The following is a 13,146-nucleotide window of genomic DNA, read 5'->3' on the forward strand; positions in this document are numbered from 1 at the left end:
GGCAAGGCTTTCACTTGCATCTGACCGAGAGTTCAGCCTTAATGACAGTAATCTGCTGTCGGGCTGGATTAGTTATTTACGGATTGATTACCGTGATTCACTAATCAACGAATCGCACCACTCACTATAAAGACGGCTCATTACCTGTGCAAGAAGAAGCAGAGGTGCAGGGGAGCAGGGGTGCAGAGGGGAAAAACTTACAACAACTTTCTCCTCTGCCCCTCTGCGCCTCTGCCCCCATGCTTTCCTCTTCGACCGAAAACCAAATCATGGCGCATATCTTCAACGAGTGCCAGAGTTATGGGTTTGAAATTCTCGATGATGGCATTTACAACAACAAGGGCGTGAAACTGGGGCAAGTCGGATGCACTGAGGGTAACTGGTGGGTAATCCTGGGTTATTCAGGACAGCAGCAGTACTCTAACTCGGTCTATGATGCAGTGCGCTCATTGTCGATGGCAGATACTTCATTTGCAACTGAACCCACTCCTGAATACTTGCAGCATCGCCCATTGCAACAGCTAACTACTGACGAATTACAGCAGTTGCTAAATGCAGAAGTGGCTAACTGTGAGCAGTTAACCGCTCAAAACTGGCAACGGTTACGGGAGCCTGTAACAGCGTAATTCCAAATCGCAATTCGCAAGTCGTAATTAAACTGCGAATTGCGAATTGGTATTGCCCCCTGCTCCTTTGCTCCTCTGCCTAACCCATCCCTTGATTCACTAATCACAACAATGCAACCCACAATATCCATTCCCCAACACTGGGGCTACCCTCGCTTTCCCTTAGAACAGCGTACACAACAGGGCATCATTTTGGGACTTTATTACTATCCCTCTGGTACAGAATTGGCTGAACAATTTGATGATGGTTGGCGTTATGTGCTGATGCCTAACAAGAATTCTGACGAGATATCGTACTTGAAAGAGGATCAAATCCAACCTCTCACGCCAGAAGAATTATTTCAGCAAATTACCGCAGAGATTGACTTTTATCAACAACAGATAAGCATTCTCAACCGACAGTTAACTGTATTAACTCAGGGTGCAAACAATGGCTAATTCTACAGATAACTTTGACCATAGAGCCAATCATTTGCTGCGTTTACTTCAACTTTGTGGTGGTTGTGTTCCTCTACACTCTCTCCAATGCAAAGTTTCAAATTCAGTAATTCAAACACTACTAGATAGAAAACTGGTGCAAGTACAGAACACGGGACGCGGCTTTTTGTTGGAGATTGCCAAGGATTTTTAGGTTATTAATCCCAGGGGAGAAAAGCATGATTGACAATATTAACGTACTTCAAACAAGTTGGTATCTTTCCCCACCTTGGCGTGGAACAATTCCACCCGTTGAGGTGAATTTACTAGAGAGAGTATATCTACGAACCAACAGAACATTTGGCTACTGCTGCGGTATGCAATGGAAGCATGAGTGCTGGATTTATTCAATTGACTGCCGTAATGAAATACTTCACGCTACACAAAAGCAAATCATCGGTATTGGAGAATTAGAAGCTATCAAAGTGCAAAAACCTGCCTTTGTTCTGGGCGAAAGAGTAATGCTTTGCTCTCACGATAAGGGAACAAAACAACGGCTGATTTTGGGGATTGGGCTGGTGAATAACTCTTGGTTTTACCTTGTTGAATTGGTGTCGCCAACCTTAACTCAATCACGAACTATATCGAATCGTTTCTCACTGGTTGGTGAAAAAAGTTTGGTACGTGTGAATGTCTAATTCTCCCTAATCAACAACGAAAAATTATTAGCCAACTAAAGTTATGTCACAAATCGAAATCGCCGAAATCATCGACCAGATAAAGCAAGAGATCACTGTTGACTCTAATGGACAAGGTAAAGCTAGTATTCGGGCAACTGCAAGGCTGGCAGATGTACAAGATTCTTCGCTTCGTCGTGCGTTACTAAGTGCGGCACTGCAACCCTCTGCATTAGCTAAAAGCCTTATACAACAAGGCTTTAGCCCTGCGGCACTGGAAACCTGGAATGAGGGAATACCTGATCTAGGTGTTGCTGCCGTTATTGAATATTACGCTTTTGATGCTGGGCGGCACTGCAAACAGCAAGCCAGACTTGTATGCAAAGCTTTTAACCGGATTGGTGTTCGCGCCTGGATGCAAGACATTATGGGCTGGACAAAACCCGCCACCCAACCACAAGAACAACCCACTACACCAGCCCTCCCCCCAGTTGAACAACGATTGCATACTCTTGTCCTGGCCATGAAAACTTTAGCTGAGTTAACCGGTGGCAGACTCAACCCGTACATGGAACAGCAATTTAAAGACTATGCTGGGAATCTTCTGGCTGAACACAACAGAAAATTGTTAACCCCTTCGGAAGAACGCTGGCTTGGCGTAGTCAACTTTGCAGAGATTGAACTGGGTAAAAAAGTCCCCCTGAGCGGCGCTCACTACCGTGGTCATCTTGGCACATGGGTTCGCACGTTTTACCCACAGTTAGGCGATCGCCAAGAAACGCGATTGGTCAATGGTGTCCAACAACCCATCTATGTCTACGCTTGTCACGAGCCGGCTGTTGCGGCTGGGTTGACCAAAGCTATAGAAGAGTTCTTCGCTCATCCCAGCCCTAGTACAGCGCTAAGGCAGGCAGGTGCTTTCGTTAGCAAGAAAGAACAGGTATTGGTTTAATAGCCATCAGTCTTCAATCTTCAGTTGCCTGCATCTTTCTTACTACTGGCTACGTAACCATTACTTGTGGGATCTACTTAATTTATATGAACAATTGTAAAGCCTGTTCATTAAACAGAAAATAAGTAACAGGTAAGGATAGGTTAATGACACGATTTCATGATGAAAGAGCCACCGTAATCGCCGCTCAGATCGACCAAATCAATGCAATCGGTTGGGAAGGAGCCTGTGACATGGCACTACAACAACACGTAGCGAAAAGCGAGTTATCCCCAGTAGAAACAGTATTGCGTTTCGATATGTTCCGAAAAAGAGCGCAAGATATGGCTGATAAACGACAAGCGATTTGGGCAGAACAAATAAGCCAAGGCATTAGCGGAATCGAGTGGTACACCGTTGAGTACGGCGGCATGACTGTAGAGCTTCCCCGGCTGTGCGAGGAGTTGATGCTCGTTCCTGGGGATAAGGAGATATTGATGCAGTCCAACTCGGTGGCGTTTGGCTTCCTCGCGCACTGGAACATGGTGTTTAAGCTGTGGCATTATGACCGCGAGACAGAATCGCGCTGGCTTTCATCTCGGTGGAGTCAGTTTTACGCCGAATACATGAGCCGGGAATGGCTAGAACTTTGGGCTGAGGATGAGGTTTACCAGATTCTTTTACCAGATGGAACATTCCAGGATAAGCCCACGTTCGCTATCAATGCTTGCTGTTGCTGGGGTAATCCTGAAGCAATCCACCGTACTACTGCATACTCTGATTCTGGCTCAAGCTGGTTTCAATGGAATAATTTTACACCTTGGAGATAGAAGCGATCGCTATTAAACAAGTAGCAATCACCACGTTAAACACTTTTTCATATTTGGCATAACCAACATGAGAGTCATTGTCAGAGTCACCGAAAAAATTATTAGTGAAGCTCACATTAATATTCCCGATGGGCTTTCAGAATCAGGCATTAGGCAGCAAGCATATTGTAGACCGATATAACAGTGGCGAGATGCTGACTGATATGAACATTTTTCAAGTGGATTTTGAATCAATCAGCGCTCTTGTTGTCAAACAAGCGGGAGAGTATTTATGACCGTTGCACAACTGCTGACACCACAGCCATACTCTCCTAAATCTACAGGAGAAACTGTTGGTAAGCATCCATTGAACTTTTACGAGTCTCCATCGTGGTTTACTACTGAGTTGTTGCGTCATGTCAGATTGTCTGGTGTGATTGGTGAGCCGTGTGTAGGACATGGGGCGATCGCATCACTACTATCGGTGTGGCCCTACACCAAGCAAATGTGGACAAACGATATTGATCCACATAAAGCAGCTGATTACCAAATGGATGCAACATTAGCCGAGTCATGGGCTAAGTTTCCCGATTGCGATTGGATCTGCACTAATCCACCATATTCGGAGTTTGCTGCACCAATTATCAAGAATGCCTACCAGAAAGCGCGTGTAGGTGTAGCTGCTTTTTTACTTACCAGCTTTCTCGAACCTTGTGATGATCGGGCTGATTTCTTGCAGCAGCATCCGCCGTCACTTGTACTGATTCTGCGTCGTTTTTGTTTTCGCAAGGACAAGAAAGGTAAACGCTGGGCGACAGATAATATCACCATTTCATGCTTTGTTTGGGACAAGCGCACTACAGAGCAACGAATTATTATCCGTCCAGCCAATCAAATTGTTGGCTTTTATAAGACACCAGATAAGGCAATTAGTAAAGAGTCGGCAATATCCGTTGTGAATGAAATCGCACTTTGGTGAGATTAGTACCTACTACCAAAATTTTTTTAATTATGTCAACAAACATTGAATGGGCAGATGAAACAATTAATCCGATTGTGGGATGCTCTCGAATTTCACCAGGTTGCCAAAAATGTTATGCAGCTACAGCAGCCGCATCTCCACGACTTCAACAATTCCCCCAGTATCAAGCTGTTAGTATTTGGGATGGCACAGTTGAATTTGTCAAATCTCAACTTATTAAACCATTATGTTGGAAAAAGCCGAAGAGAATTTTTGTATGCTCAATGGCTGATTTGTTTCACGCCAATGTCCCTAATGAATGGATTCATCAAGTAATGGCTGTTGTTGCTCTTTCACCTCAGCATACTTTTCAAATCTTGACTAAGCGACCAGAAAGAATGAAGGAGTACTTTAGTCAACAATCACTATGGAGCAAGTGGTATGAAGCAGCCAAGGAAAATCTTTGGGACGCTGTTAGTGAGAAATTTGGAGGATTAATTAATCTCCAACAATATTTTATTAACCAACCATTCCCCTTACCAAAGGTGTGGTTAGGAGCTTCCACTGAGAATCAACAGATGGCAAACGAACGCATTCCAATTCTCTTGCAAATTCCCTGTTCTGTTCGTTTTTTATCTTGTGAGCCACTGCTTGAAGAAATTGATTTGAGGCAAGGAGGAGCATTTCAAAAATTAATCAGTGATTCCTACGAATGGGAATTAGTAAATGAAGATATCCAATGGATTGTTGTAGGGGGTGAATCTGGGCCAAATTCCAGACCATGTCACATCGAATGGATTAATTCAATTGTCCAACAATGCCAACAGTCAAACACTAAAGTATTCGTCAAACAATTGGGGGCGAATGCAACATTTGGGCAACAGCGATTTAAAACCCGCAACAAGAAAGGGGGAGACATTGAAGAGTTTCCCCAACATGTGCAAGTTAGACAGTTTCCCTTTGATACGTGAATAAAGCAAAACCCCCGCCTGTAGGGCAGTGCGGGGAAAACCAAACCATTTGAGGTCTATAGATATGAGTTTAACAGAAAAAATGCAAAGTGATGGCTCTAGCTACGGTGGAAGAAAACGCCATATTTATATCGATAGCAAGCTGGATGATCTACCACTAACAATGGAGGCATTTCGAGTTTACTCTCATCTGTGCCGTCGAGCCGGTTGTGATAATAACGCCTTCCCTTCATACAAATCTATCGGTGAAGCCTGTTTTCGTGGTTCTTTCCCTGCTTCCTCAACTGAAACTTTAAGGCAAAAAGCGATCGCAGCAGTCAGTGAATTGGTCGAGTCTTTGCAACAAACCGATAACCCCTCAAGAGGATCAACTATTGCGGGCGGGTCGTTCGACAAATCCGAACAATTGAATAAGCCGCAACTAACCTGTCCCTACAAGACAGCCCAGAACGTGAAAGAACTGATCGATGCCTGGCTAACAGACCCGACTGCGATGAGTGATGATTGTGTGCCCCTGCTTGTTAGAGACTCAATCAAGTGGAATCGCTGGGTTTTACCTTGGCGCAATGGAGAGCGAAAGCTAAATAACTTGTACCAGAACTTCAACCCGATAGTCGTTGATTTTCTGGCTGCTGAATTAGCCACTAAGTCGAAACGCTCGGCACGACAGGAAATAGATCATGCGATCGCAGTAATCAACACCTGGGAAAAAACCAAGGGTGGGTGGACGAACCTAATGCAGCGTTACCAGCAAGCTCAGAGTGCCGAAACTCAACGCCTTGCCCAACAAAAAGCCATACAAACGGCTCATGCTGCCCCTAATGAGTTGAGGGCAGTACTACCCGAAATCAGACAAGCGCGGAGATTTACCAAGACAGAATTCAGGAATAAGGAGTCAGGATTCAGAATTGAAGCTTGTGCAGCTGCGGGATGAATCATCGCTTCAAACAAGAAATTTCTTGTTAATTCTGACTTTTGAATTCGATTTTCAAAAATAGCATAGCAGGAGAAAAAGCGATGTTTTCACCAGATTCTGCCCCAGATAACGTAGTTTCAATGCCTAACCACTTACCGCCCCAGGCGATAGAAGCTGAAGAAGTAGTACTCGGTGGTATTTTGTTTGACCCCGAAGCGATCGCTCGTGTGATTAAGATTTTGCAACCAGAAGATTTTTACGTTGGTTCGCACAAGAACATTTACCAAGCCGCAGTCAGATTGCACCAGTCTCAGCAACCAACGGATTTATTGTTTGTTACCAGTTGGCTGGAATCTCATGGCTTGTTGCATAATGTTGGCGGGAGAAATAAACTTGTGTCCTTGCTTAACTCTTGCGTGTCAGCAGTTAACGTCGATGCCTTGGCAGAGTTAATTCGAGAAAAAGCACAATTGAGAGCGGTGATCCAAACGGCTTTACAAATGGCGCGTACAGCGATGGATGCACCCTTGACCGAAATGAGTGCTACTTCAGTCATCGAAATGGGACAACAAAAGCTTTTAGAGTTGCGCCAATTAACTGTGCCTTGTCAGATGAAATTAATGGCTGACATCATCCCTGACGTTTATGCCGAGATTGAATTGGCCAATAACGGTGAAGATGCAATTGAGGTGAATGTCCCCACCGGATTCTATGATTTAGATGGGGTCATTGGCGGGATGCCCTTCGGTGCTTTGACTGTTGTTGGAGGTCGCGGCGGAATCGGCAAGTCCACCTGGGCATTGGATATTGGAATTCGGGCTGCTGCTAGCGGCTTAACAACCGCTTATTTCGCTTTAGAGATGTCTGCCTCACAAATGGTCAAAAAGACCCTTTCAAGGCTGGCAGCGCCCAATGTTCCTGCTGACCTGCTTTTTAAACGCAAATGCACTTCGGGAATCTCACTGGAATCCTTTAGCTCAAGCTTGTGCTGACGCGATGGCGCTACCATTTTGGTTGAATGACAACCCTGTAATCACCACCTCACAAATCAAGGGTGATTTGCAAGATATACAAGCTCGTTGTGGGTCAGTCAGTTTGGTGATTGTGGATTATGTGCAGTTGATTGAACCAATGCGCCGTGAACGTGGGGAAAATCGTGTACAAGAAATTGACTCCATCTTGAAACAGCTCAGGGCGATCGCTAAACAATTTAATTGTGCTGTCTTGGGTTTAGCGCAGTTAAAAAGAGAAGTTGATTCCCGATCCGAAAAGCGTCCGGCAAAAGCTGATTTTCGAGAATCGGGAGGATTTGAACAAGAAGCTGCTGTGATGTTGGGTTTGTATCGAGAAGATTACTACGACAAACAGACCACTCAAAAAGGCATTTTTGAAGTTTCAGTTTTGAAAAGTCGATTTAGTAGTGAGACGACTGTTAATCTCTTGTTTGACGAAAGATTTGGACAGTTTAAAAATTTGGCTAAATCTAATTATTAAATACAACAGGAGTTAACCTGAGCATTGTAAGTGTTCATGCAAGCAGTATTCCAGCGATGGAATCAGGGAAAAGATATAACAATTAAAAAAGTAATGTTGGTTCAGTCTAAATCCAAAAGGAGGAGAAGATTATGATGAAGATGAATTTCCTGACCATTGACAAAGTAAACAAAATCATTGAGCTTGCTAAATTAGTTTATGGTGCAAAAACTCCCCAATCAGTATCTGATATGAAATTAACAGATTCCAATACACAAGCCAAGGAACTAATCGAATTTTTGATTGAGCGCCAAACATCAAACACTCCCATAAATACATTGTCTGAATATATAAATAATCTTTCTTCGGAGGAAACAGCAGAAGCTATAGCACTGATGGTACTTGGTCGTGGAGATTCTGGGAGACAACCATCGGATTTCCTTGAGTTAGTGAAAGAGGCTCAAGGAGTCGAAAGACATTATCTAGTTGAAAAGTCTTTGTTAGCTAAATACCTACATTCGGGATTGGAAAAACTAAATCTTCATTGAAATAAGGGTGGAAGAAATTGAGTTACGATAATACTGCCAAATACTTAGCTGAATTGTATCCAGCAGAGTTTGCCAAGTGGTTGCTACCAGATAAAACTACAGAAGTTACAGTACTTAAAACTGAACTTTCAATAGATCCAATCCGCGCAGATTATGTCACATTTTTGCAAACAAGTAGCCGGATTTTGCATATTGAGTTTCAAACTCTCCCCAAATCTAATCCACCGATTCCTTTGCGGGTATTAGACTATTACGTGAGATTGAAACGGCAATATAACACACCAGTAACCCAAGTCGTGATCTTCTTGCAACAAAGTAGTGACCCTATTGCATTTACTGAAGAATACATAGATGAGTTCACAAGTCACCGTTATCAAGTTATACGGTTATGGGAACAAGATTCAGCTTTGTTTCTGGATAATCCAGCGCTATTGCCTCTTGCGCCTTTAACTCGAACTGATTCCCCAGCAACTTTATTATCCCAAGTAGCTCAAAATATCGCTAAAATTCCAGATAGGGATGAAAGACAGAATATTGCTGGATGTACAGAGATATTTGCAGGTTTAAGGTTTGAAAAAGATTTAATTCGTCAATTTTTAAGGGAGGATATTATGCAGGAATCTGTTATTTATCAGGATATTTTGCAGAAAGGGGAATTCAAATTTTTCTATCGCCAGCTAAATCGCCGTTTTGGAGAAATTGATATATCAATAATTGAACGAGTTCGAGAATTATCTACGGAGCAATTAGAGGTATTAGGAGAAGCATTTTTAGATTTTTCATCAGTTGAAGATTTGGTAGCTTGGTTAGACCAATTAGGATAATAAGGATAAAAGCGGAGGAAATCAGGTCAAAACCTCCGCTTCCCAGTTTACTATTTCTCTGTCTTTATCATTCCACACTCTACAGATAACTAAAGACTTGAGTAAATTTGTAACTGCTAAAAATAACAACAAAATAAATGTGGAAATCAGCGCATGATACTTTCCACTTTATACAAAAATGAATAGCTTTTATTTTCTCAGGTTCTATCAATAATGATCTTTCAAAACCTATAAATAAGAAGTTATTAGGCAGTTGCACAGTTGCATCTATATCTCTGGTAATTGCCGCATCAGACGCTTATGTTCAGTCATTGGAGTTTTAAAACCCGTGAAAGCGCTATCCGTCCGTCAGCCTTGGGCATGGGCGATAATTTATGCTCTAAAAAATATTGAAAACCGTGGCTGGCCCATTCATTATCGCGGCGACATTCTGATTCACGCCACAAAAACCTGTACCAAAAAAGAATACTTTGAGGCGAAAGAATTTTGTCAAAGCATGGGAGTAGTAATCCCAGAACTAATATCTCTACGTCGTGGTCAAGTCATCGGTATTGTCACAATAGTAGATTGCAAGTTTTCACAAGTTGCGTCTGGCTGGGGGATGGCTGAACAGTACCACTGGGAATTGGCGAATCCACGAGAAGTTACACCAATTCCTTACATCGGCCAACTGGGGATTTTTGAAGTACCCGATGATTTGGTCATGGAGGTGGCTGCATGACTGAAACAGTAATAGTTAAGTTATCTGCGACACCCAAAAAATTCTTAGAGAACGACCTCAAAGCCCCACAGCCTCATAGTAAAGGATGTCTCTATCCGTACCTCGAAACTAAAAAGCTACTTGATGGCTCAAACGTTTTTTATCCCCGTATGATTGGTGAACGTGACCCAAATGACCCCTTTTGTTGGCGATGGGGGTTTAATTGGAAGGAAAAACACAACGGCGTTTGGAAGGGCAAAAGTATCGGCTCAATTCCCCCTGGCGCTGTCCACATGATTCGGACACTGCAACAACAGGGGGCAACTAAGGAAGATATTATTGCTTTTATCAAAAAAGCGAAATCCAAAAAGACATCACCAAAATTAGATGTCTGCAAAAATTTTGATAACACGAAAATAAAACCAGTCCTGCCAAATGATGCCCCGATCGCTGTAGTACTGTTCGCTGGTGGCGGCGGGATTGAAGCTGGGATGTTACAGGCTGGCATTCGCCCAGTTATCGCAGTAGAGTTTGACCCAAGCAAACCAGAACTAAGTAAAGCGATCGCCAAAACCCATCACCACAACTTTAGCGAGTATGGCTGTAGAATAATCCAGCTAACAGTCCAAGAAGTAGCGCAGTCAGGATTTCTCGGTTTTCCCCGCCGCCCCGATTATCTCCATGCCTCCCCAGTGTGCGCCAACTTCAGCCAAGCTCACACAGCTAAGGCGGGTAAGGGTGAGGAAACTACCGATGATCTGACGGCTGCATTGGCTGTGGCAGAAGCCATCCGACAGTTGCAGCCACGGGTGTTTACTCTCGAAAATGTTCCGCGTTATCAGAACAGTCAGAGTTTCAGTATCATCCTGAATGCTTTGGAGCAAGAAGGGTACTCGGTCGATTACAGCGTCGTCAACATGGCTGATTTTGGACTGCCCCAGGCGCGGCGGCGGTTAGTTCTGATTGCCAGTAGAGGTTGTCGCGTTGCTTTACCTTCGGGAACTACACCTTGCGGTTGGTATGAGGCGATCGCTCATCTAATCCCCAGCATGACCGATTCCCAATTACTCCCCAAACAACGGCAAGCGGTAGAACAATTTCTGGCAACTAACGAACCAACGCCATTGCTACTAGAGAGAGTTGGGGGACGTACAGAGTCCAAGTATAAACCTGCACACTTGCCCTGTAACACCATTCTGCGATCGCATTTCACAGATCACAAAGGTTGCAACCGTAGTAAGTTCGCTGATATCTGGTTGCCGGATGGTACGGTCAAATCTTTATCGATTCAAGCAGCTGCAATTTTACAAGGGTTTCCTGATTGGTACGAATTTCCCAACGAGGCAGCAACGGCGGGGTCAATTATTGGCTATTCCGTGCCTCCCAGTTTTGCAAGCCAATTATTCATGTCGGCACAAAGTTATAGCTATGTAAAATAGCTAAGGCTCTACTCCTTGATCAATCCAAGCATCAATTGCTGTTTTTACCTCTAATTCAGTCACGGCAGACCATTCTTTTTCGTTGATAGTTGTTCTAAATACCGCTCTTTTACCGTGACCAACTTTTTCCATTGAGTGTCCGCGATACACATTTTTAGGCTTAATCATTTTTCTTAATCATCTTTATAGAATATTATGAACTGTCGCTCAATAAGAAGAGTAGTTTGATTTTCTATGATGGCTGCTGATCGAGGAGATTATCATAACTAAAAATTACAGAAAATCATATACTCTCAACGCAGTTTCTAAAGTTATTGTTACTTCTGGGTAGCAGTTGGCTTGCGAACGTTCGCAGCAGTTATACGATCAACCAATCCTGGCATAATTAGCTTTGCCCAAGGGAGTATTTTACCTTTCAACGTCATGACGTGTTCTCTTTTACGCCGCTCCATCGCCCAGATAATTTGATGCACACACTCATCTACTGACATATTGCCTTGCGTTTCATCACGCGGACTTTTGCCTAATGGTTTCCCGTCTGCTCCCAACGCTCGTTGCCGAATATCTGTGGCGACAAACCCTGGTGAAACAACCAATACATCTACTCCTGTTGAGTGCAATTCTATGCGTAATGTATCAAAGAAGCCTTGCATGGCGTGTTTACTGGCAACGTAACCTGTACGAGTCGGTACACCTGTTTTGCCACAAATTGAAGAAATCGCCACTAATAGTCCTCGACTGGCTTTTAGATAGGGTAGGGCATAATGAGTACAATAGACTGCACCTAAATAATTAACCTGCATTACCCCCTCAAAAATGGACAAATCTGTCACTTCATCAAAGCACGTCAACATTCCGATTCCGGCATTGTTGATCAAAATATCAATCTGCCCAAACACGGCAATCGCTCTCTCTATCAACTGCTGGCAAGCAACGGCATGAGTTACGTCTGTAGGTACTGCAATCACCTTTTGTGTATGATTTGTACAAGCAGTCAGTGTCTGTTCTAATTCTTCTTGATTACGAGCCGCTAAGACTAAATTTGCATCTTGTTGGGCTAACGAGATTGCCAGCTTTCGCCCAATTCCTGCTGATGCACCTGTGAGAACAATGGTTTTATTAGCAAAGCTCATAATCAATGTTTCCAGTCAAAAAATTGCCTATTGTAGAGCTTTATATTACCAGTCAATTTGCTTTTTTCTTTACAGATGCTGCCAACGGGTGCTTGGCTCAAGGGAGTCCACCTGCACAATGAAAAACTGCCCTGAGCAAGGAGTCCAGAGCAGCGCTTGCAAAAAAATTAAATATGGGAGTTTTAAACTAGTTTTGGGATATAAACAAACGCTGTACGCATTTAAGAATCACTGGTTGAAAAAAAAGTGTTCCTTATTACCATGTTTCATAGTTTCTACTAATGCCCTGCGCTTTAAGAGGATGTTTGAAAAGTCCTCAAGTGTTTACTGTTCAGTCTGTTAAAGCAAGTCTATGTTAAGTCTGCCAAAGCCTTCGGTTATTGCTGTATAAAGTCGAATGGTCACAACACGGTTGGAAATACGAAATCTTCACTCTTTATGACAATATTACTGTTTTAGAAAGTGAACTTATTGGCACAGGTAACTTACAACCGAGCACTAAATAAAAACCTGTGTTTTGACTCGGTGAGTTGGTCGAGTTTCGGTTTCACGGTGATGGCCTACCAATTCGGATTATCCAGAGCATTTTTAAGCTAAGTAAGTCGTGGTGAAATTTTATAAGTATGTAACAAAAAATTAAGCAGAAGAATGAGAGTCAAATTTTACACGTTGTGTACTGTAGCTTCTCTTTTCACCTCTTCTTTGAACTCCATCAATGACA

The 13,146-nt window shown here is 43.2% G+C and carries 19 protein-coding genes; 16 read left to right on the forward strand and 3 right to left on the reverse strand.

Going from position 1 to position 13,146, the window contains the following annotated elements; all coding sequences use genetic code 11:
* The first annotated feature begins 146 nt into the window (after nucleotides 1-146).
* From H6G96_RS42035 to H6G96_RS38375, 6 genes are all read left to right on the forward strand, one after another.
* Nucleotides 147-626, forward strand: a complete 480-nt coding sequence (locus H6G96_RS42035) for a hypothetical protein (protein WP_242063610.1) — start codon at nucleotides 147-149, stop codon at nucleotides 624-626.
* Between the two features lie 111 nt (nucleotides 627-737).
* Nucleotides 738-1,064: a hypothetical protein gene (locus tag H6G96_RS38355; protein ID WP_190916064.1), complete on the forward strand. Its 327-nt coding sequence runs from the start codon at nucleotides 738-740 to the stop codon at nucleotides 1,062-1,064.
* Nucleotides 1,057-1,257 (forward strand): hypothetical protein, encoded by a 201-nt coding sequence (locus H6G96_RS38360; RefSeq protein ID WP_190919594.1) that lies wholly within the window; start codon nucleotides 1,057-1,059, stop codon nucleotides 1,255-1,257. Before H6G96_RS38355 ends, H6G96_RS38360 begins: the two co-directional genes overlap by 8 nt.
* A gap of 25 nt (nucleotides 1,258-1,282) precedes the next feature.
* Nucleotides 1,283-1,741, forward strand: a complete 459-nt coding sequence (locus H6G96_RS38365) for a DUF1392 domain-containing protein (protein ID WP_190919596.1) — start codon at nucleotides 1,283-1,285, stop codon at nucleotides 1,739-1,741.
* Between the two features lie 43 nt (nucleotides 1,742-1,784).
* On the forward strand, nucleotides 1,785-2,672 hold the full coding sequence (locus tag H6G96_RS38370) for a hypothetical protein (protein WP_190919598.1): 888 nt from the start codon (nucleotides 1,785-1,787) through the stop codon (nucleotides 2,670-2,672).
* 146 nt (nucleotides 2,673-2,818) lie between these two features.
* On the forward strand, nucleotides 2,819-3,481 hold the full coding sequence (locus tag H6G96_RS38375; RefSeq protein ID WP_190919600.1) for a hypothetical protein: 663 nt from the start codon (nucleotides 2,819-2,821) through the stop codon (nucleotides 3,479-3,481).
* Here the strand turns inward: H6G96_RS38375 and H6G96_RS42725 are convergent.
* Nucleotides 3,465-3,596: a hypothetical protein gene (locus tag H6G96_RS42725; protein WP_277933088.1), complete on the reverse strand. Its 132-nt coding sequence runs from the start codon at nucleotides 3,594-3,596 to the stop codon at nucleotides 3,465-3,467. The genes H6G96_RS38375 and H6G96_RS42725 overlap by 17 nt on opposite strands.
* A 13-nt stretch (nucleotides 3,597-3,609) precedes the next feature.
* Here H6G96_RS42725 and H6G96_RS38380 point away from each other — a divergent pair, with 13 nt between their 5' ends.
* The 10 genes from H6G96_RS38380 to H6G96_RS38425 all read left to right on the forward strand — a co-directional run bounded on the left by H6G96_RS38380 (nucleotide 3,610) and on the right by H6G96_RS38425 (nucleotide 11,292).
* Nucleotides 3,610-3,756: a hypothetical protein gene (locus H6G96_RS38380; protein ID WP_242063611.1), complete on the forward strand. Its 147-nt coding sequence runs from the start codon at nucleotides 3,610-3,612 to the stop codon at nucleotides 3,754-3,756.
* A complete protein-coding gene (locus tag H6G96_RS38385) occupies nucleotides 3,753-4,439 on the forward strand; it encodes a hypothetical protein (protein ID WP_190919603.1) in 687 nt (228 codons plus the stop codon). Before H6G96_RS38380 ends, H6G96_RS38385 begins: the two co-directional genes overlap by 4 nt.
* Before the next feature lie 32 nt (nucleotides 4,440-4,471).
* Nucleotides 4,472-5,392, forward strand: a complete 921-nt coding sequence (locus H6G96_RS38390) for a phage Gp37/Gp68 family protein (protein ID WP_190919605.1) — start codon at nucleotides 4,472-4,474, stop codon at nucleotides 5,390-5,392.
* 64 nt (nucleotides 5,393-5,456) lie between these two features.
* On the forward strand, nucleotides 5,457-6,326 hold the full coding sequence (locus tag H6G96_RS42040) for a helix-turn-helix domain-containing protein (RefSeq protein ID WP_242063612.1): 870 nt from the start codon (nucleotides 5,457-5,459) through the stop codon (nucleotides 6,324-6,326).
* 83 nt (nucleotides 6,327-6,409) lie between these two features.
* Nucleotides 6,410-7,300, forward strand: coding sequence for a DnaB-like helicase N-terminal domain-containing protein (locus H6G96_RS42730; protein ID WP_190919606.1), 891 nt, complete (start codon nucleotides 6,410-6,412; stop codon nucleotides 7,298-7,300).
* 4 nt (nucleotides 7,301-7,304) lie between these two features.
* Nucleotides 7,305-7,802: a DnaB-like helicase C-terminal domain-containing protein gene (locus H6G96_RS42735; protein WP_277933089.1), complete on the forward strand. Its 498-nt coding sequence runs from the start codon at nucleotides 7,305-7,307 to the stop codon at nucleotides 7,800-7,802.
* Between the two features lie 131 nt (nucleotides 7,803-7,933).
* A complete protein-coding gene (locus tag H6G96_RS38410; RefSeq protein WP_199339868.1) occupies nucleotides 7,934-8,329 on the forward strand; it encodes a DUF3775 domain-containing protein in 396 nt (131 codons plus the stop codon).
* Between the two features lie 17 nt (nucleotides 8,330-8,346).
* The gene (locus H6G96_RS38415) at nucleotides 8,347-9,153 is read left to right on the forward strand and encodes a DUF4351 domain-containing protein (RefSeq protein WP_190919610.1); all 807 of its coding nucleotides are present in this window, start codon (nucleotides 8,347-8,349) and stop codon (nucleotides 9,151-9,153) included.
* Nucleotides 9,154-9,481: 328 nt separating this feature from the next.
* Entirely contained in the window at nucleotides 9,482-9,874 is a 393-nt protein-coding gene (locus tag H6G96_RS38420) for an ASCH domain-containing protein (protein ID WP_190919612.1), read from the forward strand.
* Complete coding sequence (locus H6G96_RS38425) at nucleotides 9,871-11,292, forward strand: DNA cytosine methyltransferase (RefSeq protein ID WP_190919614.1); 1,422 nt, start codon at nucleotides 9,871-9,873, stop codon at nucleotides 11,290-11,292. The genes H6G96_RS38420 and H6G96_RS38425 overlap by 4 nt, the downstream gene beginning before the upstream one ends.
* Here the strand turns inward: H6G96_RS38425 and H6G96_RS38430 are convergent, their stop codons facing one another.
* Both H6G96_RS38430 and H6G96_RS38435 read right to left on the reverse strand, forming a co-directional pair.
* Nucleotides 11,293-11,460 carry a hypothetical protein gene (locus H6G96_RS38430; RefSeq protein ID WP_190919617.1) on the reverse strand — a complete coding sequence of 56 codons (168 nt, stop codon included), beginning with the start codon at nucleotides 11,458-11,460 and terminating at the stop codon, nucleotides 11,293-11,295. It abuts the gene before it with no gap.
* Between the two features lie 149 nt (nucleotides 11,461-11,609).
* Nucleotides 11,610-12,425 carry an SDR family oxidoreductase gene (locus H6G96_RS38435; RefSeq protein ID WP_190919619.1) on the reverse strand — a complete coding sequence of 272 codons (816 nt, stop codon included), beginning with the start codon at nucleotides 12,423-12,425 and terminating at the stop codon, nucleotides 11,610-11,612.
* Between the last annotated feature and the right edge of the window lie 721 nt (nucleotides 12,426-13,146).

The sequence above is a fragment of the Nostoc sp. FACHB-892 genome, assembly GCF_014698795.1.
Lineage (GTDB): Bacteria > Cyanobacteriota > Cyanobacteriia > Cyanobacteriales > Nostocaceae > Nostoc.